The sequence below is a fragment of the Janthinobacterium sp. GW822-FHT07H10 genome (genome assembly GCF_058798675.1).
The window spans coordinates 210,515-233,004 of record NZ_JBXAKS010000004.1; the positions used below are offsets into that span (position 1 = coordinate 210,515).

The following is a 22,490-nucleotide window of genomic DNA, read 5'->3' on the forward strand; positions in this document are numbered from 1 at the left end:
AATAGTAGGCCGATTCGTGGCGATCTTCAAGTCTTATATAAGACATATAACTTAAATTTATTCCTTGTTTTTCAATGGCTTAATTATTGATTTTCAGGATGTGAAATGAATTTTCAAAAAGTGAGAGCATTAATGGCTGAGTCTGCTGTTTGAGATTCCGCGATGTGAAACGTGTTTTCAGATTTTGGTGCAGCGCGACAAATCGGGGCGAAAAAAGCCACCCGAAGGTGGCGCCGGCCAGCGTGTGGCTCCATGCGGTGTGGTTCGGCGCGGGCTTTCGGCTGGGAGGAACCCGTCAAGCCGGGTCCAGGCACATTTGATTTAATATCATGCTCCGATTGTGAAAGGTAAAGTCAGCGATGCAGATTAACGGTATGGACTTACCCGCCGAGTATGTTGCTTTTGCAGCAAGGCATCGGGATGCGGAAGGATTTTGCAATTTGAGACTGAAGAAAGAACTGGATTCTTGCGGTGGCGTCTTGCAGACGGAATTGGCTCACATCTATACGGATGTCGTCGAATTGACTGCCCAGACAGCGAAGCTCGGGGCGTGTTTCGTCTGCGATGGCTGCTATGGGGAGCTTGGCAGTGTCAGTGCTGGCCCGGGAGCCATACCGGACATCGTTGATTTTACAGAAATCATTTGTTTCGGCATGGCCGGTGACGGGAGTCAATTCTGTTTCGATTTCAGGGGCGCCCGGAGCGCGCCCTCTGTCATCTTGTGGGACGATGATTACTGGCGAAAGATTTCAAGCTCCTTTGACGACTTCCTATTGCTATTTTCTTGATATGTTTGCGGCGTAGTTGATGCAGCGCACGAGGCTAGCCCCGCGCGCTGCGCGAATCTAGCGTCCCACCGTCTGCCGCTGGTCCTGGATGAACAGCGCCGTCAGCATGCCCACCGCGCAGACGCCGATCACGTAATAGGCGGGGCCCAGCACGTTGTTCTTCAGCATCAGGGTCACGACCACGGGCGTCAGGCCACCGAAAATTGCGTACGACAAGTTGTAGGAAAACGACAGTCCCGAGAAGCGTACCTGGGCCGGGAACGCCTGCACCAGCACGTAAGGCACGGCGCCGACGACGCCGACGCACAGGCCCGTCATCGCATACAGGGGCAGCAGCAGGTCGGGGCGGCTGCCGATGGTGGTGTAGAAAATATACGTGGAAATGGCCAGCAGCACGGAGCCGACGAAGATCACGCGCTTGCCGCCCAGGCGGTCGGCCAGCATGCCGGCGAGGATGCAGCCGAAGGCCAGGCACAGGGTCGCCACGGTATTGGCCACCAGGGTGGTGCGCGGCGCGATGTGATGGATCTTTTGCAACAGGGCAGGCGTCATCAAAATGACGACGACGATGCCGGCCGACAGCATCCAGGTCAGCAGCATGGACACGGCGACGGCGCCGCGGTGGCTGCGCAGCACGGATTTCAGCGGCATTTCCGTGGACAGCGCCTTGCGCTGCTGCATTTCCGCGAAGACCGGCGTTTCATGCAGCCAGCGGCGCAGATACATGGCGCCGAAGCCGAAGATGCCGCCCAGCAGGAAGGGATAGCGCCAGGCGCCATCGGTGATTTCTGCCGGTGTGTAGACGGTGTTCAAGCCCGTCGCCACGAGGGAGCCGAGCAGGATGCCGACCGTCAGGCCCGCCGTCAGCACGCCGCAGGCAAAGCCCGTGAAACGGCTGGGCACGTGTTCGGAGACAAACACCCAGGCACCGGGCACTTCGCCGCCCACGGCCGCGCCCTGGAAGATGCGCATCAACAGCAGCAGCAGCGGCGCCGCCAGGCCGATGGTGGCATACGTGGGCAGCAGGCCGATCAGCAGGGTCGGCACGGCCATCATCAGGATGGACAGGGTGAACATGCGCTTGCGGCCCAGCAAGTCGCCGAAGTGGGCCATGACGATGCCGCCCAGCGGGCGCACGACGTAGCCGGCGGCGAAGATACCGAAGGTTTGCAGCAGGCGCAGCCATTCAGGCATTTCCGGCGGGAAGAACAGCTGGCCGATGGCGTTGGCAAAGAAGACGAAGATGATGAAGTCGTAGAATTCCAGCGCGCCGCCCAGGGCGGCCAGCGACAGGGTCTTGTAGTCTTGCTGGGTCAGGGGGCGTGTTGCTGCGTTGCTTGCGGCGGTGTCGGAAGTAGGCATGTGTCTCGTTCTTGTGTTTTATGGGAGATTGCCAGAGCTAGCATACGCATTTCCGCCGCGTGAGTAAACGCCGCGCCAGGGCGGCGGCCGCCCACGCAGCCTCAGCTGTGCTTAATACAACGCGGCTATCATCGGCGTTGACTTCATTAGAAAGGACACTGCATGAAAATCATGATCGTGGGCGCCAGCAGGGGCCTGGGACGCGCGCTCGTCGATGGCTTGCTGGGCGACGGGCATACGCTCATCGGCGTATCGCGCCAGCGTCCTGCCGGCCTGGATGCAGGCCTAGGCGCGCAGCTGCAGTGGATCGCGGCGGACCTGGCTCGGCCCGTGGAAGCCGTCGAGCAGATTGCGCGCGAGGCGCCCGCCGGGCTCGATGCCGTGATCTACAACCTGGGCGTGTGGGAAGAAAAGGCGTTTTCCGACGAGTATGCCTTCCTCGATGATGCGGACGAGGCCATCGTCGACATGGTCAATACCAACATCACGGCCACGATCCTGCTGCTCAAGCGCCTGGTGCCCAGGTTACTGGGCAGCAGCAAGCCGCAGCTGATACTCACGGGTTCCACGTCGGGCCTGCGCCAGAGCGGCCGCCCGGAAGTGACGTTCAGCGCGTCGAAGTTCGCCCTGAACGGCATCGCCGATGCCTTGCGCGAAAGTTTCCGCGAGCAGGGCCTGGCCGTGACGGCGCTGCAGCTCGGCTACCTGAATACGCAGGATGGCTTGTCCGTGCCGCTGGCGGACGCCGCCGCGCGGGGCGAAGGCGAGCTGATTCCCGTGCATGACGTTCTCACCATCGTGCGCGCGCTGCTGAGCCTATCGAACGTGTGCTTCGTGCGCGAACTGGTGCTGCCGGCCATCCGCGACGAGCGTTTCTAAACCTCAGGCGGCGTCGCCGTAGAGCTCGTTCCAGCCCAGGCGCTCTTCCAGCCACTCGTCCGCTTCGGAGGAGTCCATCTGCAGCAGCAGGGCGCCCAGCCGCAAGTTGCCCTTGGCCAGGGCCAGCACGGCGAACACGGATTCCAGCATGACGGGATCAAGCTGGCCCTGCAAGTCGCGTGCGGCGATGGCGGGCAGCTGCGCCCAGGCCGACTGGTAGCTGTTGGCCAGCCAGTCCGGCAGCGGCGGATTGTGCTTGCGGTGGCGCTCCAGTTCGATCAAGGCGATGAGCGCATAGAAATCTTCCTCGCGCGATGCCGCGCCACCGAGCATGTGGACGAGCTGGGGCACGGCCGCATACGAGGCGACGCCCACGTCGCCCTGGTGGTGCAACTCTTCCCAAAGCTCATGCCACATGTCTTCGCCGGCCTGCATGGCCTTGAGCGCCTCGGCCACATCGTAAGGCATGCGGTAGCCGCCTTCCAGGGTGGGCCAGATGGGATCGTCGAGTGATAACAGCATGGTTTCTTCCTTATTGAAATGTGTGCGCCGTCGCAACGCTCACGCTGGCTGCGCATAGGCAAACATATGCTGCACATACTCGGCTTTGCCGAGCGGCACGCCGTTGTGCCGCAGGATGTTGTACGCCGTCACCAGGTGAAAATAGAATTGCGGCGTGGCCCAGTTCACCGCGTATTCCTGGCCCGTCATGTCGAAGGTCAAGCCGCCGCCCAGGGTGATGGCGACCGGCTGCTGCGCGCTGGCGTCGATCGCGGCGCGGTCCGCGGCGGCCAGCAGCTCCAGCGTGCGCGCGATCAATGCCCTGGCGGCCGGCATGTTCGCGGGCGTTTCAAGTAGCGGCAAAGGCTGCTGCGTCAGCCGGCACACGGCTTCCTGCGCCTGCGTGCACGTGAATTCCACCTGCCGCGCCAAGGTGTGCATGTCGGGCGCCAGCCGTGACTCGAGCAGGTTTTGTGCATCGAAGCCCAGTGCCTGGGCGCGTTCCTCGCCCTTGGCCAGCAAGGTCGTCAATGAGCGCAGCATCTGTGCAAAGCAGGGGATGGTAATGGCGTAGACCGACATGGAGTTCCTCAAGTAGTTATGCTGATCATCAGTAGAAAGGCGCGCGGCCCTTACGGATTGCCCAGCACGCCCGGGCAATGCTCGAACCAGCCGTCGTCTTCCTGCTGCGCGATAAACGCCGTGATCAGCGCCTGCTCCGCTGGCGGCGCGGCGGCCAGCAGGGCGTTGAAGCAGGCGATGGTCGAGGCGTTGGGCGTGCCGGCGCCGTTGGCGATGCCGACGAGAAAGTCGCCGGCCCAGTCGGGCAAGCTGGCGATCAAACGCGGCAGTTCGTGCAGCAGGGCGTTGCAATACACGCTTTCGCCGAAGCGCCAGGCGGCGCGGTTGGCCGTCTGGTAGGCGCCGTAATCGTGCTCGGCCTGCACGGATTGAAAAATGGCCAGCGCGTATTGCGCGCCTTCCGTGCCCGTCAGCGCATCGAGCATGGCGCAGTAGCGCTGGAAGCGCCGATGCGCGTCATCGGGCGGCGTGGCGCTATCGTCATCCTGGACGATATTGCCCACAATTAAAAGTTCGGCTTTCCAGAGTTCAAAGGCGGTCGGCATACATAGATCAAGGGCGAGAATGATGCCAGCATTATGCCCGGGCCAGCCGTGTTTCGGCGTGCCGCTTGAACATGCTACAGTCCGCCTTTGCCGCCAGCCCAGCGCGGCGCCTTCCGGATCATGCCCGATGCCCACCTGGACTTCCCCGCCACAACTCGTCGCCCTCGCCGCCTTTTACGAGCAGGCGCAAGCCCGGCCGGATGCCCTCAGCGACGCGGCCTTCCTCGACGCCGTCAAACAGGCCCATTGGCCCACCAACTGCTGGAATTACGTGGAAGCGTCGTTCGCCATCATCGCGCCGGCCTGCCTGCTGCGTCCGCATTTGACCGCGGATCTGATCGCCTTGCCCATCGACGCCATGATCGCGGGCGGCCTGGACGATGCGGGCCAAGTCATCGCGATCGGCCTGGTGTGCGCCACGCGCAGCGAGCCGTATGTGGCGCCGAGCGAGGAGGGCAGGCGCTGGCTGACGCAGGTGTGGCCGGGACTCGGAGCGCTGGTCGAGACGGTGTTCCAGGCCAGGCTGCAAGAGGCGCTGGCCGATGAGGATTGACGCCTTGGCGGCCCTTGCTGCCAGTTGTCTGTGACACCAGGTCCCTCTTGACCTGGGTAGATAGTTTACGTTATGGTATACGTAACTACTTACATATATTTCCTTCCTCATGTCCTCCACCCTGCAAAACTACGGCTCGCTGATGCTGGCCAGTCGCCTGCGCCGTCTTTCCGATCAACTGTATGCCGGCGTCGACACCAGCTATTTGGCGGCTGGCGTCGAACTGACGTCGCGCTGTTTCCCCCTGTTATTGCTACTGCGCGACAACGGTCCCACGTCCATCACGGCGCTGGCCGCGCAGATCGGGCAGACGCATCCCGTGGTGGTGCAGCTGGGACGCAAGCTGCTCGATGCCGGCGTGGTGGTGGAAATGCCGGACAGCAAGGACGAGCGGCGCCGCTTGCTGGCGCTGTCCGACGCCGGGCTGGCCTTGCTGCATAACATGGCGCCGCTGTGGGACGATGTGCGTGCGGCCGTCGACGCCGTGTTCGAGCACGGCACGCCGCAGCTGATGGCCAGCCTGGACCGGGCCGAAGCGCGCCTGCAGGCGCAAGGCTTCGGCGAGACGATCGCCGCCTGTCGGCGCCAGCGCGAGCGGGCCGCCGTGGACATCATCGATTACGACGCGCCCTATGCGGCCGACTTCAAGCGCCTGAATATCGCCTGGCTGGAACGCTATTTCTATGTCGAGGCGCTCGACGACAAGGTGCTGTCCGATCCGCAAGGCTCAATCCTCGATGCTGGCGGACAGATCTTCCTGGCGCGCCTGGACGGCACGATCGTCGGCACCTGCGCCCTGATCCGCGCCGGCGACGCCAGCTTCGAGCTGTCGAAGATGGCCGTCACGCCCGAGTGCCAGGGCCTGGGCATTGCGCGCCGGCTGATCGAGCGGGCTTTCGACGCCTTCGAGGCCAGCGGCGCGCAACTGCTGTTCCTGGAATCGAACAGCAAGCTGGCACCGGCCATCCGCCTGTATGAAAGCAGCGGTTTTACGCACGTGGCGCGGCCGGCCGGCGACGCCCATTACCAGCGCGCCGACGTCTACATGGAGTGGCAGGGCAGAAACCGCAGCTGAGCGTGACGGGAACGCTCCCCATCGGCCGTCTCCCGCGTTACAATAGGCGTATCCAATAACGGAACCATGGTTCCACTATTCAAAGACGCCGACGCCGCATGCCTTCCTTTCCGATGCCCTTCCCGCAGATGATCGTGCCACCCGAGCCCACCCAGGCGCGCAGCAAGCAAGCGTTCGAGCGCCTGCTGCTGGTAGGCGAACAGTTGCTGGCGGAAAACCGTTTCGATGAAATCGGCGTGGCCGACCTGGCCAGGCTGGCGGAAACCTCCGTCGGCACGTTCTACCGCTTATTGGGCGACAAGGACACCCTGAGCCGCTTGCTGCTGCAGCGCTTTTTTTCCGACATGGTGGACAAGGTCGAGACCCTGACGGAACTGCGCCAGTGGGAAGGGCGCAGCCTGGAAGAGTTCATCCGCGCCATGGTGACCATGTTCGTGGCCGTCAACACGGGCCGGCGCGGCGTGCTGCGCGCCCTCATCACGCGCTGTTCGCAGGATGCGCAGTTCCGCGACAAGGTGCACCAGATCAATCATCTGATCTCGCAGCGCACGGTGGCCGTGCTGGCCAGCAAGTCAGCCAGCATCCGCCATCCAAACCCCACGCAGGCGATGATGGTGGTGCCGCCCGTGCTGCTGGGCATCCTGAATCAGCACGTTTTGTCGGGTTCGCTCTCCTTCCTGTCGGGCGCGGCGCTCGAGGATGAACTGGTACGTGTTGCTTTAAATTACCTGACTTGAGATATTTGTCGATTTAACTTGAAATCGGAATTCGGATTCCGTATTATGTTTTCCAACAGCAGGAAAATATATTCCTGCACCTGAACACAAAGCATGTTCAACAGCAAGGAGACAGAATGCGGCGTCACACGACATCCGATGTTCCATTGCATTACCTCGACCTCGGCAGGGGGCAGGGCGATCCCGCGCAGCAAGCCCCAGTGTTTCTGCTGCATGGCCTCGGTTCCTGCGCCGAAGACTGGCGTGCGCAAATCGACGCCCTCAGTGCTGCGCGCCGCGTGATCGTGCCCGACCTGCGCGGCCATGGCCGCAGTCCCGCTCCCGGCGGCGACTGGCAGATCGGCGACTTCGCCAACGACGTCTTCAACCTGATGGACCAGCTCGACGTGCCGCGCGCGCACATCGTCGGCTTTTCCCTGGGCGGCATGGTGGGCCTGGAAATGGCCAACCGGGCGCCGGGCCGCGTCGCCAGCTTGTGCCTGATCAACTCGCAACCATTCCAGGGCCGCAAACCCGCTGCGCTGCTGTTTGCCTACTGGCTGCGCCGCACGGTGATCGCCACCCTGGGCTTGAAACCCATGGGCAAGATCATCGGCAAGAAGCTGTTCCCGGATCCCGCGCAGCAGGCGCTGGTCGAACGCTTCGCCACGCAGATGGCGGGCATGGACAAGCGCGCCTACCTGGCCGCGCTGGACGCCATCTTTCACTGGGATATCGAGATTCACTTCCAGGCCCTGGCCATGCCCGTCCTCATCATGGCGGCCGACCAGGATTACACGCCCGTCGCCAGCAAACGGGCCTTTGCCGCACAGATTCAGCATTGCGAGTTTGAAATCATTGCGAACTCGCGCCACGCCACGCCCCTGGACCAGGCGCAGCGTGTGAATACCTTGTTGCAGTCCTTCCTTACTCTACATTCAAAATAAACAGGCCACTTGCCGCACGGGCAGGGGGCCGGCTTCAATCGTCGCAGGGCAGGTGCTCGCTTCACGCGCGCGGGTACCGTTACGTCTTGCGATTCTGGAGTCCGGCCGTTTTCCCTGGCGGTCAGCAAGCCTGACATTGGAGACGCTATGAAACTTGCTTTGAAACTGTTGCCCGCCGCACTCGCCGTTGCCGGCGCCTTTGCCACCCAGGCCCATGCGCAGGAAGCCAGCCCCGCGGCTGCCAGCACTGCCAGTGCCCAGGAAGCCAGCGATGCGAAAGAACGCATGGAAACCGTCACCGTTTCCGCCCGCCGCCGCGAGGAGCGCCTGCAGGACGTGCCGCTGGCCGTCACGGCGTTTTCCGCCAAGGCCCTGGAGCGGGCGAATATCCAGAACCTGGCCGACTTGCAGGAACGCGTGCCGAACCTGACCGTGTACGCCTCGCGCGGCACGAATACCACCTTGACGGCGTTCATCCGCGGCGTCGGCCAGGCCGACCCCGTCTGGGGCGTGGATCCGGGCGTGGGCATTTATTTCGACGACGTCTACATGGCCCGTCCGCAAGGCGCCTTGCTCGACGTCTTCGACGTGCAGCGCATCGAAGTGCTGCGCGGGCCGCAAGGCACCTTGTACGGCAAGAACACCATCGGCGGCGCCATCAAGTATATTTCGCGTCCGCTGGGCAAGGAAAACGGCGGCTCGGCGGAAGTGGGCCTGGGCAATTACAACCAGCGCAACTTCAAGGCCGCCTTCAATGTGGCCAACGAAAGCGGCACCTGGCGCGCGCGCCTGGCGGCCGCCAAGCTGGACCGCGATGGTTTCGGCCGCAACACCTTCAATGGCGAGCAGGTCAGCGACCAGGACAGCACGGCCGCGCGCCTCTCCGTCGGCTACTTTCCGCAGGATATACCCTTGACCGTCGTGCTGAGCGTGGACGCCACCGACGACAAGTCGGGCGTGCGCGGCTTCCAGCGCATGGGCGTGAGCGCCTTCGACCCGCTCAAGCGGCCGGCCAGCACGGATGCGTACGACATCCAGAGCGGCATGCCTGGCCACAACTTCACGCACAACCGGGGCGGCTCGCTGGTGGCCAACTACACGCTGTCGAACGACTGGTCCGTGAAAGTGATCGGCGCCAAGCGGCGCAGCACGTCCGAGCAAACCATCGACTTCGACGGCTTGCCGCAGCCGATCGCCGACGTCTTCGGCGACTCGCGCGACGAACAGAAGAGCCTGGAGCTGCAGGCCTCGTACAGCGGCGACTACGGCGCCGGCGTGATCGGCCTGTACCGCTTCGAAGGCACGGCCGGCGGCGGCATCTACAACAACTTCCTGGGACGCCAGTTCACGGCCGCCGTCAGCACGGTGGAGACGGACAGCACGGCGCTGTACACGGACTGGACCTGGCCGCTGGGCAAGGTGTGGAGCATCAATGCGGGCTTGCGCCACACGCGCGAGGAAAAGCGCGCCATCGTGCTCAACCGCACCTTCGCCGACGTCGGCTTCACGCGGCCCATCCAGACGGCGGCCGACTTCGACAAGTCGCTCTCCGTCAGCAATACCTCGCCGAAACTGTCCGTGCGCTATGAAGCGTCGAAGACGACGAATTTCTACAGCAACCTGTCGCGCGGCTTCAAGTCGGGCGGCTACAACGTGCGCGCCAACAACCTGGTGGTGCCCGATTCCGCGCGGCCATACAAGGATGAAAAACTCGACGCGCTGGAAGTGGGCATGAAGTATGCGGCGCCGGACGACACCTTCGACGCCAACGTGGCCCTGTTCTACAACCGCTACAAGGATATCCAGCTGTCCGTCTTCACCAGCTATGTGCAGCCGGGCGGCGTGCCGGGCTTCTATGGCGACTTCACGAACGCGGGCAAGGCCACCGTCAAGGGCGCCGAATTCGAATTCTCGTGGCGACCGAACCGCCAGTGGGAAGTCAACGGCTTCCTCGCCCTGCTCAATGCCGGCTATGACGAGTTCATGAGCGGCGGCAAGAACATTGCAGATACGCAAAAGTTCAGCAACACGCCGCGCCGGCAAGTGGGCTTGAACCTGACGCGCACGGACCGCGACGTCTTCGGCGGCGCCCTGCGCAGCATGGTCGGCTATGGCTACCGCAGCAAGGTGTATCCGACCACGGACTTGAGCGAAACTCTGGCGCAGGGCGGCTACAGCATCTGGACGGCCGGCATCGTCTGGGAAGCGCCGAAGAACTGGACCTTGAGCCTGCATGGCAGCAACCTGGGCAACAAGCGCTACCGCACGGATGGCTACAACATTCCCGCCGTGTTCATCCTCGACGGTTTCTACGGCCCGCCGCGCCAGATCATCGCCAAGGCAGGCTACAAATTTTAAGGTGTCATCAAGGTAGGACGTTGCAAGAGTAGGGCGTTGTAGGAGTGGCCGGCTTGCGTTGGATCAAGCCGGCCCATTGTCGCTGTTTTCGTCGTTAATAATAATCAGGAGACTGGCATGGAATTTCCGAGTTTGCGTCACCAACTGCGTCACTTGTTATCTGCATTCATCGCCGCCTGCGGCTTGCTGGCCGCGTTGCCGGCTTCCGCCGGGCAGTGGGACTTCGGCCTGTACGCGAGCCTGTGGGGTTCGCGCGAATACCAGGTCTGGCTACCGAGCAACTACAACGCCAGCACGCCGCTGCCCGTCGTGCTGATGCTGCATGGCTGCGGTTCCGAGCCGAACAGCATGGCCGCCGTCAGCCGCTTTAACGAACTGGCCGACAGCGAGAATTTCATCGTCGTCTATCCGCGCCAGAACGTCACGGCCAATCCCATGCGCTGCTGGAATTTCATGTTGCCGCTGAACCAGGAGCGGGGTACGGGCGAACCGGCCGTGCTGATGGGCATCTTGAACAAGGTCAAGAATAAATATGCGGTGCAGGACAGCCGCGTGTATGTGACGGGCATCTCGGCAGGCGGCGCCATGGCCTCCATCATGGCCGCCTGCTACTCGGACGTGTTCGCCGCCGTGATGGTGCATTCGGGCGGCATGTACAAGGGCGCCACCGGCATGATCACGGCCGCCGACTCGCTGTTCAACGGCAGCTCGTTCGACCCGAAAGTGCGCGGCAAGGATGCGTGGCGCTGCTCGGGTTCGCCGCGCCGGCTGATGCCGACGATGGTGTTCCACGGCACTTCCGACATCGTCGTCAACCCCGTCAATGGCGAGCAAACCATCGAGCAATTCCTGCAGACCAGCGATTACGGCGACGATGGCCTCGACAATGACAGCGTGCGCTACCGTGCCGACAGCATCGTGCGCCAGACCGTGCCGTATGGCCGCAGCTATTCCATCGATACCTATCTGCACAACGGCGCCGTCATCGCGCAAAAATACACGGTGGAAGGCATGAACCACGCGTGGAGCGGCGGTCCTCCGGGCTGGCCATTCAGCGATGAGCTGGGCCCGGACGCCACCGTGATCAGCTGGAATTTCTTCAAGAACTATCAGAGGTAAAGCGGTGCGGGCGGGAACGCCGGCTTGACCGGCCCGTTTCTGCCCCGCAAAATGTCGGCGCATCGCGCGGCGACATAGTGTCCCGGCGCATACTCACGAGGAAACCATGGCCGTCCCCTTGCGCCGCATTCTTGCTCCCCTTGCCATCGCCTGCCTGCTGGCCGCCTGCGTCCAGCCGCCCGTGCGCGGCGTGCATGCCACGGCTGCCGCCCCGGCGGAACCGGGCATGGCGCTGCGCCTGATCGGCGAGCAGCGCATCGCCTGGAAACACGATTACCAGGGCACGGCCGTGGGCGGCCTGTCCGGCATCGATTACGATGCGAGCAACGATCGCTGGGTGATGACGAGCGACGACCGCTCGGCCATCAACCCGGCGCGCTTCTATACGGCAAAGCTGCGCTATGACGCGCAGCACGTCGCTCCCGTGGAACTGATCGGCGTGCATTTCTATCGGCAGGCGGACGGCAGCCCCTATCCCAACCTGAAAGCGTGGCGCACGCAGGGCGGCGAAGTGCCCGACATCGAAAGCATCCGCGTCGATCCGCAGGACGGCAGCCTCTGGTACACGAGCGAAGGCGACCGCAAGCTGGGGGCGCAACCGTTCATCCGCCATGCGCGCGCCGACGGCAGCCTGATCGGCAGCCTGCCGCTGCCAGCCATGTTCGCCATGCCGGCGCCGGGCGCGCCTGCGCAAGGCAAGCCATCGGGCGTGCGCGACAACCTGGGCTTCGAGGGACTGGCGTTTGCGGCCGATGGCCAGTCGCTGTGGGCGGCCATCGAGGCGCCGCTGCTGCAGGACGGGCCCGTGGCCGATTTCGTCGCCGGCGCGCATAACCGCATCACGCGCTTCGGCCGCGACGGCCAGGTGCTGGCGCAGTATGTGTATCCGCTGGAAAAAGTCGCCTCCATAGGCGGCCCCGCGCGCTTCGCGGAAAACGGCATCTCGGAAATCCTCGCCATCGACGAGCACCGCCTGCTGGTGCTCGAGCGGGCCGGCGTGCAGGATGCGCAGGGCACGTTCCACGAATTCGTGCGCGTGTACGAGATGGACGTGCGCGGCGCGACCGACGTGAAGGACGTGGCCGCGCTGCAAGGCGCCAGCTATACGCTGGCCGGCAAGCGCCTGGTGCTGGACATGAACGCGCTGAACTTGCCGCGCCTGGACAATATCGAAGGCATCAGCTGGGGCCCCAGGCTGGCGAACGGCCATGCCAGCCTGGTGATGGTGTCCGACGACAATTTCCACGACAAGATACAGGTGACGCAGTTCCTCGTCTTTGAAGTCTTGCCGCGTTAAGCCTCACTGCCGCCTCACTGCGCCTTTTGCGGTGCGGCCAGCAGGCGCTGCATGAACATGTTGAAAAAGCGCGGCTGATCCGATGCCAGGCATACCTGGGCATTGGCCTTGCCCGCCACTTCGCGCGTCAAGCCGTCGTCCGTGACGGCAATGCGCAGCGGCGTCGTGGGGCAACTGGCCGGGTCGAGCAGCCAGGTGACGGGCACGACGTCGAACAGCGACGGCATGTTGCTGGACCATGGCTGATAGGTGTCGATCCACTGGTGGTACAGCAGGGTGACGGCATCCGTCAGCGGCGAGCCATGGCCGAAGATGGCGTTGCGCTCCACTTCATCGAGGCGTATCTGCGTCGAGTCGAGCGGCATCATGACGATGGGCACGCCGGAGCCGAACAGCGCCTGCGCGCCCTTGACGTCGGACGCGATGTTGTATTCCTTGTCGGCCGGGCGCACGGGCACGTACTGCGACTTGCGGTAGCCGGCGCGCACGGAGCCACCCATCATCACCACCTGTTTTACTGTTCCGAAGGCGACGGGGTCGCGCGCGATGGCGGCGCCGATATTCGTCAGCGGTCCCAATGCCAGGATAGTGATCTGGCCAGGCTGGCGTTTGATTTCGCGCAAAATAAAGTCGATGGCGTCCGGCGGCGGCTGTGCCGGCGCCAGGCCCCGCTGCGCATAGCGCGCCTGCGTGAACGGCGTGGGGTTGGGCGTGGCGATGCCTTGCGCGACGGGAATGCCGGCATGGCCCGTGTCGCGCAGCAGGCGTTCGAGCAGGCGGCCGCGCAAGGCCGTGTCGCCCCAGTCGGTGGTGATGCCGACGATCTCGATCTCGGGGCTTTGCAGCAGCAGCGCCAGGGCGAAGGCGTCGTCGATGTCGTCACCGATATCCATGTCGACGATGACTTTGTGCGCGGGCGCGGCGGCTGTGGCCGTCGCCTGGCCGGCGGCCAAGGCGGTGCAGGTCAGGACGGAAGCAAGCGCGGCGCGGCGCAGCAGGGCAAGGCAGATGGACATGGCGGACCTGGAATGAGTGAAAGGCGCGGCGATTTTAGCAGGCGCATGCCTTGCATCAGTACAATGCCGTATCGTTCCATGTGTGAAAGCCGCCATGCCGTCTCGCCGTGTATTGCCCCTCCTCATCTGTGCTGTGCTGCTGGGCGGCTGCGCCAGTGCCGGCATGGACACGCCATCGGCTGCCCATACGGAGGCATTCGAGCGCGCCGCCAGGCAGGACAGCATGCGCAGCGAGTGCGACTGGGGCGCGCGCTATGCGCCCGTGGCCCCGGAGGGCGCCAGCGTGGCGCAGCTGCAGGCGATCGCCACGGCGCGCCTGGCGGCCATGCGGCTGGCGCCCGCCTGGTCCCTGGCCATGCCCGGCGGCGAGGCGCAAGCCTTCACGGACTCGAAGGAGGACCGGGCCGGCTTGCAGTTGTTGCTCAGCATCGTTTTGCCGGCCATGGAACGCTATCCGGCCGGCGTCTTCGCGCAGACGGGCTTGCGCCACGTCGTGCTGGTGAAGGACTTGAGCGTGGATGGCCAGCGCCGCCTGGCCATGCCGGCGCCGGAAATCGACAGCGTCGTCTACGCCGACAACATGCTGGCCGCCATGTGTCCATCCGGCATGGAGCTGCGCGTGCACCACGAGTATTACCATTTCATCGAATACCGGCTGTTCAACGATTTCTATTACCGCGACCCCGTTTGGCTGGCCTTGAACCCGCCCGATACGGCGTACGGCCAGGGCGGCGCCACGGCCTACGGCAAGGGCTTCCAGAACCTGGGCCACCCGCAGCCGGGATTGGTCAGCCGCTACGCGGCCTACGGCCCCGAGGAAGACAAGGCCGAAGTGTTCGGCTGGATGATGACGCCCGCGTACGCGCCACGGCTGGAGCAATGGAGCTTGACGGACGCGGCGCTGTCGGCCAAGCGGCAACTGTTGCGGCAAGTACTGAGCAGCAAGACAGCGTCTTACTAAGTATCAAGTTTGCTTCTCCTTTGACGGCGAAGTCAGGCGATGCACCGCCACCCTCCGCACGTCCTGACGCCGCGTCATCCCTGTCTTTCCTGGTAACTATATAATCTGCGCTTGGGCGAGGTCCGCTCTTGAACTCCAGTGAAGGAATGACATGCGAGGATATTTCGTGCGCCCGTTGGCGCTGTTTGCGGCGTCGGCCGTGTGTGTCTCTGCCGGCGCAGCCGATGCGGTGGTCGATGCACAGCAGCGCGCATCCCTGCTGGCATTTTATGCGCAGCAATACCCGGGCGAGCCGGCCACGCGCACCGTGTTCGAAAGCGTGCCCGTGGTCGGTGGCCGTGGCAGCGAGGTGGTCGGCAGCGTGGAAGCGCCGCCCTACCGTGGCCATGGCGCACTGTGCCGCACGCAGCGCACCAAGTTCGTGCTGCAGGGCTCGGGCCAGCAGGCGCGCTGGCAAGAGGCGGGCATCGAGTATTACGCCTGGCTCGACCGTGGCACTTGCCGCGCCGTGGCCGAACCCGTGCGCATGCTGCAGCGCGTGCCCGATGCGGAGCTGGAAGGCGTGTTGCTGTACCAGAAGCCCCTGCTGGCGCGGGCGCGGTTGCTGATGGCGGGCAATACGGCCTGCGCGCCGCTGCGCGCCTTGCCGTTTGCGCTGGCGGCCGTCGACGTGGGCGCCGCCGCGCCGCGCGCCGAAGAGCGCTATGCACTGGTGTTCAAGAGCGACCGCGACAGCTACGCCCGCATCTGGCTGCGCAAGAGCGGGGGCCAATATGACGCCTGGAATGTGACTTGCCCGCCAGTGCTGTAAACTGCTTGCCCTTTGTTTGATCCCTACTTTTGACTGTTGCAACCATGAACCAGAATTCCACTTCCGCCCGCAGCTGGGGCACCGTCGTCACGCACAGCGACGAGATGGCCATCATCTACCGCTACGTCGATGCCTTCCATGACGACTGGGACCTGTCGTCGCAGCCGGACCGCATCATCATCGCCTGGCGCTACGAAGACGAGACGGGCATGCCCGCGCCGAACGAGCGCGAGCACATGGAAGAGCTGGAAGCGGCGCTGGAACCGGTGGTGGAAGCGGATGGCTTCGCCACCCTGGCGCTGGTGTCCACGGGAGAAAACCTGCGCGAATGGATTTACTACACCCAGTCGGGCGAGGAATTCTTCAACCGCCTGAACACGGCGCTGGCGCCGCGCCCGAAGTTCCCGATTGAAATTCGCAGCGCGGCCGACCCCGCCTGGTCCACATACGCGGGTTTCATGGCGGCCTTACCCCCAACGACCTGATCAAACCTGCTGCGCGTCGTGATCTGCCGCCTGCGATGCTCACTGTGCTAAAGCACAGTTCCGCTCTCGGCGACAGCTCTCTTCCGCTCGCGACGGTTTTATCAGGGTTGGATCTAATCAGACCAACGCGGCCGTCACGATGCGCGTGGCGGCCGTGATGATGTCCTGGTTCGTCGGCGCATTTTTCTGTTCGCGCGTGTAGTACACGGCGATCAGCAGCGGCGCGCCGCTGGCCGGGTAGGCGACGCCGATATCGTTGACGCTGCCATACGCGCCCGAGCCCGTTTTATCGGCCACGTGCCAGCCGGCAGGCACGCCGGCGCGGATGCGCTTGTCGCCCGTCGTGTTGCCGTGCATCCAGGCGTCCAGTTGCTGGCGCTGCGGCGCCGGCAAGCTATTTCCCAATAACACTTGTTGCAAGCTGTGCGCCATCGACGCGGGGCTGGCCGTGTCGCGCACTTCGCCCGGAATCGCGCTATTGAGTTCCGTTTCCCAGCGTTCCAGCTGGAACAGCGTATTGCCGATGCTGCGCGCATAGGCCGTCACGGCTTGCGGTCCGCCCAATATTTTCATCAGGAAATTGGCCGCGCTATTGTCGCTGTATTGCAAGGTGGCGGCGCACAGCTCGGCCACGCTCATGCCGTCGGCCAGGTGCTTTTCCGTGATTGGCGAATACGTGACCAGTTCTTTTTTCTCGTAGCGCACGTGCTGCTCCAGCAAGCCCGGCTGGCTGACGCTGCGGGCCAGCACGGCGGCTGCCAGCATGGCCTTGAAGGTGCTGGCCAGGGGAAAGCGCTCGTCGGCGCGGTGGGCGACGCGCACGTCGCTGCCGTGGCGCCAGGCGGCAACGCCGAGGCGTCCGCCGGCGGCCTGTTCCAGCGCAGCCAGCTGTGTTTCGGCAGTGGCGATGCTGATGGCGGGCGCGGCGAACAGCAGCGGTGTCGGGCACAGCAGGGCGGCGCCGCTGGCCAGCAAGAGCTTGCGGCGGAGGGGATTCAGGGATTCAGTCATGGTCTGGAAGTATTTTCGGTGTGGATAGGGTGGCCAGCAGTTCGCCGATGGCGAGCAGGTTGGCCGGTTTGGTCAGATGGTGGTCGAAGCCGGCCGCACTCGACTGGCTGCGGTCGTTTTCAGCGCCCCAGCCCGTCAATGCGACGAGTACGGCGGCAGCGCCGGCCGGCGTCTGGCGCAAGGCGCGCGCCACCTCGTAGCCGTTCATGCCGGGCAGGCCGATATCGAGGAAGATGACGTCGGGCAAAAATTGCGGCGCCATCGCCAGTGCCTGCGCGCCATCGTGGGCCACCTGCGTGGCATGGCCCATCATGTCGAGCACGGCAGCGAGCGTATCGGCCGCATCGACATTGTCGTCGACCACCAGTACGCGGAAATGGCGACCGCTGGCGGGATATGCCGGGATGGCCGTTTCGGCGGGCGCTGCCGGCGCCACCGCCAGCAGCGGCAGGCGCACGCTGAAGGTGCTGCCGAGGCCGGCGCCGGGGCTGGCCGCCGTGGCGCTGCCGCCATGCAATTCGGCCAGGCGCCGCACCAGCGACAGGCCGATACCCAGGCCGCCCTGGGCGCGGCCCATGTTTTGCCCCACTTGCGTAAACATGTCGAACACGGTGGCGATCGACTCGGCGGGAATGCCTACGCCGCTGTCCTTGACTTCGATCAAGACCTCGTTGCCATCGCGCACGGCGCGCAAGCTGATGTGGCCGCCGGCTGGCGTGTACTTGGCGGCATTGTTGAGCAGGTTGCCCAGCACTTGCGCCAGGCGCGTGGGATCGGCGTTGAGCGGCAGCGCCTGCTCGTCTAGCGCTACCTGCAACTGGTGGCGGTTGGCTTCGATCAGCGGCATGCTCGTTTCCACGGCGCCCGCGATGATGGCTTTCAAGTCCGCGCGTTCGAGCCTGAGTTCGATCTGCCCCCGCGTGATGCGGGCCACGTCCAGCAAGTCATTTACCAGGTGCACCATCTGATTGACTTGCCGCTCCATCACGTCGCGCACGCGCGCCACGGTGGCGGGCTTGTCCGCGGCCAGGCGCATGATCTGCAAGCCGTTGCGGATGGGCGCCAGCGGGTTGCGCAGCTCGTGCGCCAGCGTGGCGAGGAATTCCGTCTTGCGCCGGTCCATCTCGGACAGGTTGTCGGCCAGCTGGCGCAGCTGCTGCTCCGAGCGCTTGCGTTCGCTGATGTCGCTGAACAGCACCGTCAGCAGCCGGCTGCCGGGCCCGCCCAGGCGCGCGGCAAACACTTCGAACCAGCGCTCCATGGCCACGGCTTCGTTTTCATAACGGGCAGGCTCGCCTGTTTTCACGACCTGGTCGTACAGGTCGAACCAGTGCTGGTCGTGGTCGGGCACGAAGCTGCGGATGGTCTTGCCGATGGCATTGTCCAGGCCCGACTGCTTGACGAAGGCGGGGTTGCCTTCCAGGTAGCGGAAATCCACGGGGCGGCCTTGCTCGTCGTACAGCATTTCAATCACGCAAAAAGCCTGGTCCATCAGCTCGATCAAGGTGCTGTAGCGTTCCTCGCTGCTGCGCAGCGCGTCTTCCACCTGTTTCTGGCGCGTGATGTCGAGGAGGACGCCCGGCAATTGCAACGGCGTGCCATCGGCCGCGTATTCCACGCGTCCGCGCGCGATGACCGAGCGGTACTGGCCGTCGCCGGCGCCGACGCGGTAGCTGGCCTCGAACGGCGTGTGCGCGTGCAGCGCTTGCGCAATCTGCGCGCTGACTTGCTCACGGTCATCAGGATGGATGACGTCCAGGTAGCGCGCCAGCGGCGCCGCTGCCGTCGCGTCCGCATCGATCGGGAACAGGCGCGCCATATTGCTGTCGGCCGTGACGCGGTCGGCAACGATGTCCCAGTTCCAGGTGGCCACTTCGCCAGCCGCCAGGGTCAGGCGCAAGGTTTCCTCGTTCTGCTTGCTGGCCGTCAAATCGAGCGAAATGCCGGACAGGGCGATGACGTTGCCGGCGCCGTCGCTGGCGCAGGCGCCGCGCATGTGGGCCCAGTGCAGCGAGCCGTCGGGCCAGCGCACGCGGATTTCCACTTCGAAGTCGCTGGCGCTGGCGATCGCCGCATGCACGGCCGCCTGCCAGTGCTGCAGGTCGCCGTCGAGCATGGCGCCCGTCAATTGCGCGTAATCAATGCTGCTGGCCGGCGGCAAGCCGAGATTGGCCCTGAACGCGTCGGAACACGTCATGCTGCCGCTGCCCAGGTCGATCTCCCACGTGCCCATGCGGCCGCCCTGCATGGCCAGGCGCAGGCGCTGCTCCGTCTGCCGCTGCTGCGTCACGTCGCAATGCGAGCCCAGCCATTCAATGACGCCGCCGTCCGGCGCGCGCACGGGCAGCATGCGCACGATCACATTGCGGTAGGCGCCGCTGACATGGCGCAGGCGGTACTCCGTCTCGAACACCGTGGTCAGCTGCGTTGGCATGGCGTAGGGCAGGTTGCGGTCGTCCGGGTGCAGCGCATTGATCCAGCCACGGCCCATCAGTTCGGCTTCGCTCTGGCCCGTGAAGGCGCGCCACGAGGGCTGGTCGGCATCGAACTGGCCAAAGGTTTTGGTGCTCCAGACGATGTCGCAGTGCGCGCCCAGCAGCAGATGCGCGGCCTGGGCGGCGGCAAGTGAGGATGGATCGGCGTGGTTGTGCTGGCTTGGTTCTGGCATGGATGTGATCGGCTATGGTGCGGCGCGCCGCCGCTGCACCGGAATGTGGCAGAACGGCATCGCTAGGTACGGCGATATTACAGTCAAATGCCGCTGCGGGCGCGTCTTCCACACAGCTGGCTTCGCCTTTTGCGCACTGGGCGCCCATGCCGGCGCCGGCGCCGGCAAACGGCGAAAACGGCGCCGGCATGCCCGTAGTGTGGCTGAATAACCACTAGGCAGTCGTTAATGTTAACTAATAAATATTTTACATAACAATATTCTTGCGGCGCATAAGGCGCTTGAATTAAATTGGCGCCTTACTGAAAAGTTGGTGTTCATCAGACATCCCAGAGATGCGGCCAGGACCGCTGTCAACTTGCGTGACAGCCAGGGCAGAGCCAGTGACGCCGAGAGCGGGGGGACATCCGCTCGCGCTGTTGCACCACGGTAGTGCAAATGATCGTCCAGCGCCGTACACATTCCGGAGACAGGTTGCAAGAAATACAGATTTCGCAATTCTTTTTTAAACTTCTGGGAAACAACATGATCAAAATGTCCAAGATGCACAAGCGTTTGTGCGCCAAAAGCGCCGCCATGCTGGCACTGTCCGCAGCCCTGCCTATCGGCACGGCTTACGCGGATGAAGCCGCCGCAGATACGACGCCTGCCGCCAGCCAGCTCGAGACCGTGACGGTCACGGCGCAGCGCCGCAAGGAAAATATCCGCGACGTGCCCGTCTCCGTGTCGCTGTTGCGCGACGAGAAGCTCGACGTGCTGGTCTCCAGCGGCCAGGATATCCGCGTGCTGGCCGGCAAGGTGCCCAGCCTGAACGTGGAATCGTCGAATGGCCGTACCTTCCCCCGCTTCTACATCCGCGGCTACGGCAATACCGATTTCAACATCTTTGCATCGCAACCTGTTTCCCTGATTTACGACGATGTCGTGCAAGAAAATCCGATCCTCAAGGGCTATCCGATTTTCGACGTGGCCGGCGTGGAAGTGCTGCGCGGCCCGCAAGGCACCCTGTTCGGCCGCAATACCCCTGCCGGCGTGGTCAAGTTCGAATCCGTCAAGCCGAACCTGGACAAGGTCGAAGGCTATTACAACGTCTCCACCGCCACGCATAACACGAGCAATTTCGACGGCGCCGTCAACGTGCCGTTGAGCAAGGAATGGGCGCTGCGCTTCTCGACCCTGCGCCAGCACCGCGACGATTACGTCGACAACACCTTTACGGGCAAGAAAAACGCGCTGGACGGCTACAACGAACACGCCGAGCGCGTGCAACTGCTGTACGCACCGAACACGACGTTCAACGCCCTGTTTAACGTGCACCAGCGCAACACTACGGGCAGCGCGCGCGTCTTCTACGCCAACATGATCAAGCAGGGCACGAACGATATCGTCGACGGTTTCGACCCGAACAAATCGTTTACGAATGCCCCGAACTTCCAGCGCCTGCGCACCAACGGCGCCAGCGCCCGCCTGAGCTGGGACCTGGATGGTATCAAACTGTATTCGATCACGGGCTTTGAGCAGGTCGGTAATTACGTGTCGCATGGCGACATCGATGGCGGCACGCCGACGGGCCCCGGCTTTATTCCTTTCCAGGTTGAAACGGCTGGCGGCATCACGAGCGTGAAGCAATACTCGCAAGAATTCCGCGCCGAATCGAAGAATGCCGGTCCGCTCAATTGGCAGGCAGGCGTGTACTACTTCAACGAAGATGCCAATGGTTTCACCGACAACTTCAATACCGACACGCATGTGCTGACCACCCACCTGGCCAGCCGCCAGAAGAACTCGGCCTGGGCAACGTTTGGTTCCGTCAACTACGCCGTCAACGATGACTTCATGCTGCGCGCCGGTTTGCGCTACACCAAGGACAAGAAGGATTTCAACACGGTGGAAGCGACCAACATCGTGCAAGTCAACCCGACCAGCGCCGATGTCAGCAAAGCCAAGGTCAACTGGGACTTGAGCGGCACCTATAAATACAACAAGGACGTGAACTTCTACGGCCGTATCGCTACCGGTTTCCGCGCGCCAAGTATCGCTCCGGCCAGCACCAGCGTGCCCGTCACCGTGGCCGATGCGGAAACCATCACCTCGTTTGAAGCCGGCATCAAGGCCGACCTGTTCAACCGCCGCGCCCGCGTCGCGTTCAGCGTGTACGACTACCAGGTGAAGAACCAGCAGCTGACGGTGGTGGGCGGCACGTCGAACATCACGCGCCTGATCAATGCCGCCAAGACGAATGGCCGTGGCGCGGAACTGGAACTGGAAGGTTTTGTCACGCCGAGCCTGAAGATGTCGCTGGGCGGCAGCTACAACTTCACGGAAATCAAGGACCCGAGCCTGTCGATCGCCACCTGCGCCCAAACGCGCTGCACCGTGACCGATCCGCTCACCACGGGCAATCGGGCCATCATCGACGGCAATCCATTGCCGCAAGCGCCGAAGTGGACGATCACCGCCACGGGCCGTTATTCGATCCCGATGGAAAACGGCGAGTTCTTCGTCTTCACGGATTGGGCATACCGCAGCAAGATCAACTTCTTCCTGTATGAGGCAACCGAGTTCACCGGCAAGCCGATGGTCGAAGGCGGCTTGCGCGTGGGCTACACCTGGGATGCCGGCAAGTATGAAGTTGCTGCGTTTGGCCGCAACATCACCGACACCCAGCGTATCACGGGCGCCATCGACTTCAACAACCGCACGGGCTTCATCAATGAGCCGCGTCAGTTTGGCGTGCAATTCAAGGGCAACTTCTAATTGCCCGATACCAGGCGCCGGCCATGTGCCGGCGCCTGCATTGCTACCCGCCCGGTTCG

At 63.7% G+C, this 22,490-nt stretch carries 20 protein-coding genes; 13 read left to right on the forward strand and 7 right to left on the reverse strand.

Annotated elements, in window-relative coordinates:
• The first annotated feature begins 374 nt into the window (after positions 1 to 374).
• The gene (locus tag AC1RDJ_RS11570) at positions 375 to 788 is read left to right on the forward strand and encodes an SMI1/KNR4 family protein (RefSeq protein ID WP_198043786.1); all 414 of its coding nucleotides are present in this window, start codon (positions 375 to 377) and stop codon (positions 786 to 788) included.
• 57 nt (positions 789 to 845) lie between these two features.
• Here the strand turns inward: AC1RDJ_RS11570 and AC1RDJ_RS11575 are convergent, their stop codons facing one another.
• Complete coding sequence (locus AC1RDJ_RS11575; protein WP_493027503.1) at positions 846 to 2,150, reverse strand: MFS transporter; 1,305 nt, start codon at positions 2,148 to 2,150, stop codon at positions 846 to 848.
• 162 nt (positions 2,151 to 2,312) lie between these two features.
• On the opposite strand from AC1RDJ_RS11575, the gene AC1RDJ_RS11580 reads away from it, so the two are divergent.
• Positions 2,313 to 3,029 carry an SDR family oxidoreductase gene (locus tag AC1RDJ_RS11580; RefSeq protein ID WP_493027504.1) on the forward strand — a complete coding sequence of 239 codons (717 nt, stop codon included), beginning with the start codon at positions 2,313 to 2,315 and terminating at the stop codon, positions 3,027 to 3,029.
• A 3-nt stretch (positions 3,030 to 3,032) separates the two neighbouring features.
• Here AC1RDJ_RS11580 and AC1RDJ_RS11585 read toward each other — a convergent pair whose 3' ends face one another.
• Genes AC1RDJ_RS11585 through AC1RDJ_RS11595 form a run of 3 tightly spaced genes read right to left on the reverse strand, consistent with a single transcriptional unit; the run spans position 3,033 to position 4,657 of the window.
• Positions 3,033 to 3,551 (reverse strand): hypothetical protein, encoded by a 519-nt coding sequence (locus AC1RDJ_RS11585; protein WP_493027505.1) that lies wholly within the window; start codon positions 3,549 to 3,551, stop codon positions 3,033 to 3,035.
• 39 nt (positions 3,552 to 3,590) lie between these two features.
• Positions 3,591 to 4,112 carry a DUF1993 domain-containing protein gene (locus AC1RDJ_RS11590; RefSeq protein WP_493027506.1) on the reverse strand — a complete coding sequence of 174 codons (522 nt, stop codon included), beginning with the start codon at positions 4,110 to 4,112 and terminating at the stop codon, positions 3,591 to 3,593.
• A 50-nt stretch (positions 4,113 to 4,162) separates the two neighbouring features.
• Positions 4,163 to 4,657, reverse strand: coding sequence for a hypothetical protein (locus tag AC1RDJ_RS11595; RefSeq protein ID WP_493027507.1), 495 nt, complete (start codon positions 4,655 to 4,657; stop codon positions 4,163 to 4,165).
• A 127-nt stretch (positions 4,658 to 4,784) separates the two neighbouring features.
• Here AC1RDJ_RS11595 and AC1RDJ_RS11600 point away from each other — a divergent pair, with 127 nt between their 5' ends.
• The 7 genes from AC1RDJ_RS11600 (at position 4,785) to AC1RDJ_RS11630 (ending at position 12,722) form a co-directional block, all read left to right on the forward strand.
• The gene (locus tag AC1RDJ_RS11600; protein ID WP_493027508.1) at positions 4,785 to 5,210 is read left to right on the forward strand and encodes a hypothetical protein; all 426 of its coding nucleotides are present in this window, start codon (positions 4,785 to 4,787) and stop codon (positions 5,208 to 5,210) included.
• 109 nt (positions 5,211 to 5,319) lie between these two features.
• Positions 5,320 to 6,285, forward strand: coding sequence for a bifunctional helix-turn-helix transcriptional regulator/GNAT family N-acetyltransferase (locus tag AC1RDJ_RS11605; protein ID WP_493027509.1), 966 nt, complete (start codon positions 5,320 to 5,322; stop codon positions 6,283 to 6,285).
• 98 nt (positions 6,286 to 6,383) lie between these two features.
• The gene (locus AC1RDJ_RS11610; protein ID WP_493027510.1) at positions 6,384 to 7,022 is read left to right on the forward strand and encodes a TetR/AcrR family transcriptional regulator; all 639 of its coding nucleotides are present in this window, start codon (positions 6,384 to 6,386) and stop codon (positions 7,020 to 7,022) included.
• Positions 7,023 to 7,138: 116 nt separating this feature from the next.
• Positions 7,139 to 7,948: an alpha/beta fold hydrolase gene (locus AC1RDJ_RS11615; protein ID WP_493027511.1), complete on the forward strand. Its 810-nt coding sequence runs from the start codon at positions 7,139 to 7,141 to the stop codon at positions 7,946 to 7,948.
• Between the two features lie 147 nt (positions 7,949 to 8,095).
• Positions 8,096 to 10,306 (forward strand): TonB-dependent receptor, encoded by a 2,211-nt coding sequence (locus AC1RDJ_RS11620; protein WP_493027512.1) that lies wholly within the window; start codon positions 8,096 to 8,098, stop codon positions 10,304 to 10,306.
• Between the two features lie 117 nt (positions 10,307 to 10,423).
• A complete protein-coding gene (locus AC1RDJ_RS11625) occupies positions 10,424 to 11,425 on the forward strand; it encodes an extracellular catalytic domain type 1 short-chain-length polyhydroxyalkanoate depolymerase (protein ID WP_071325048.1) in 1,002 nt (333 codons plus the stop codon).
• A gap of 106 nt (positions 11,426 to 11,531) precedes the next feature.
• Positions 11,532 to 12,722: an esterase-like activity of phytase family protein gene (locus AC1RDJ_RS11630; RefSeq protein ID WP_493027513.1), complete on the forward strand. Its 1,191-nt coding sequence runs from the start codon at positions 11,532 to 11,534 to the stop codon at positions 12,720 to 12,722.
• Positions 12,723 to 12,736: 14 nt separating this feature from the next.
• Here AC1RDJ_RS11630 and AC1RDJ_RS11635 read toward each other — a convergent pair whose 3' ends face one another.
• Positions 12,737 to 13,738, reverse strand: a complete 1,002-nt coding sequence (locus tag AC1RDJ_RS11635; RefSeq protein ID WP_493027514.1) for a nucleoside hydrolase — start codon at positions 13,736 to 13,738, stop codon at positions 12,737 to 12,739.
• Between the two features lie 94 nt (positions 13,739 to 13,832).
• Between AC1RDJ_RS11635 and AC1RDJ_RS11640 the strand changes: the two genes are divergently transcribed.
• The 3 genes from AC1RDJ_RS11640 (at position 13,833) to AC1RDJ_RS11650 (ending at position 15,995) form a co-directional block, all read left to right on the forward strand.
• Positions 13,833 to 14,699, forward strand: coding sequence for a hypothetical protein (locus tag AC1RDJ_RS11640; RefSeq protein ID WP_493027515.1), 867 nt, complete (start codon positions 13,833 to 13,835; stop codon positions 14,697 to 14,699).
• 151 nt (positions 14,700 to 14,850) lie between these two features.
• Positions 14,851 to 15,510 (forward strand): hypothetical protein, encoded by a 660-nt coding sequence (locus AC1RDJ_RS11645; protein WP_156894934.1) that lies wholly within the window; start codon positions 14,851 to 14,853, stop codon positions 15,508 to 15,510.
• A gap of 44 nt (positions 15,511 to 15,554) precedes the next feature.
• Positions 15,555 to 15,995, forward strand: coding sequence for a DUF695 domain-containing protein (locus AC1RDJ_RS11650; protein ID WP_071325043.1), 441 nt, complete (start codon positions 15,555 to 15,557; stop codon positions 15,993 to 15,995).
• A gap of 117 nt (positions 15,996 to 16,112) precedes the next feature.
• Here the strand turns inward: AC1RDJ_RS11650 and bla are convergent, their stop codons facing one another.
• On the reverse strand, positions 16,113 to 17,006 hold the full coding sequence (bla, locus tag AC1RDJ_RS11655) for a class A beta-lactamase (protein WP_493027516.1): 894 nt from the start codon (positions 17,004 to 17,006) through the stop codon (positions 16,113 to 16,115).
• Complete coding sequence (locus AC1RDJ_RS11660; protein ID WP_493027517.1) at positions 16,999 to 19,674, reverse strand: hybrid sensor histidine kinase/response regulator; 2,676 nt, start codon at positions 19,672 to 19,674, stop codon at positions 16,999 to 17,001. The genes bla and AC1RDJ_RS11660 overlap by 8 nt, the downstream gene beginning before the upstream one ends.
• Before the next feature lie 525 nt (positions 19,675 to 20,199).
• Between AC1RDJ_RS11660 and AC1RDJ_RS11665 the strand changes: the two genes are divergently transcribed.
• Positions 20,200 to 22,431, forward strand: coding sequence for a TonB-dependent receptor (locus AC1RDJ_RS11665; RefSeq protein ID WP_289888389.1), 2,232 nt, complete (start codon positions 20,200 to 20,202; stop codon positions 22,429 to 22,431).
• Positions 22,432 to 22,490: the final 59 nt, after the last annotated feature.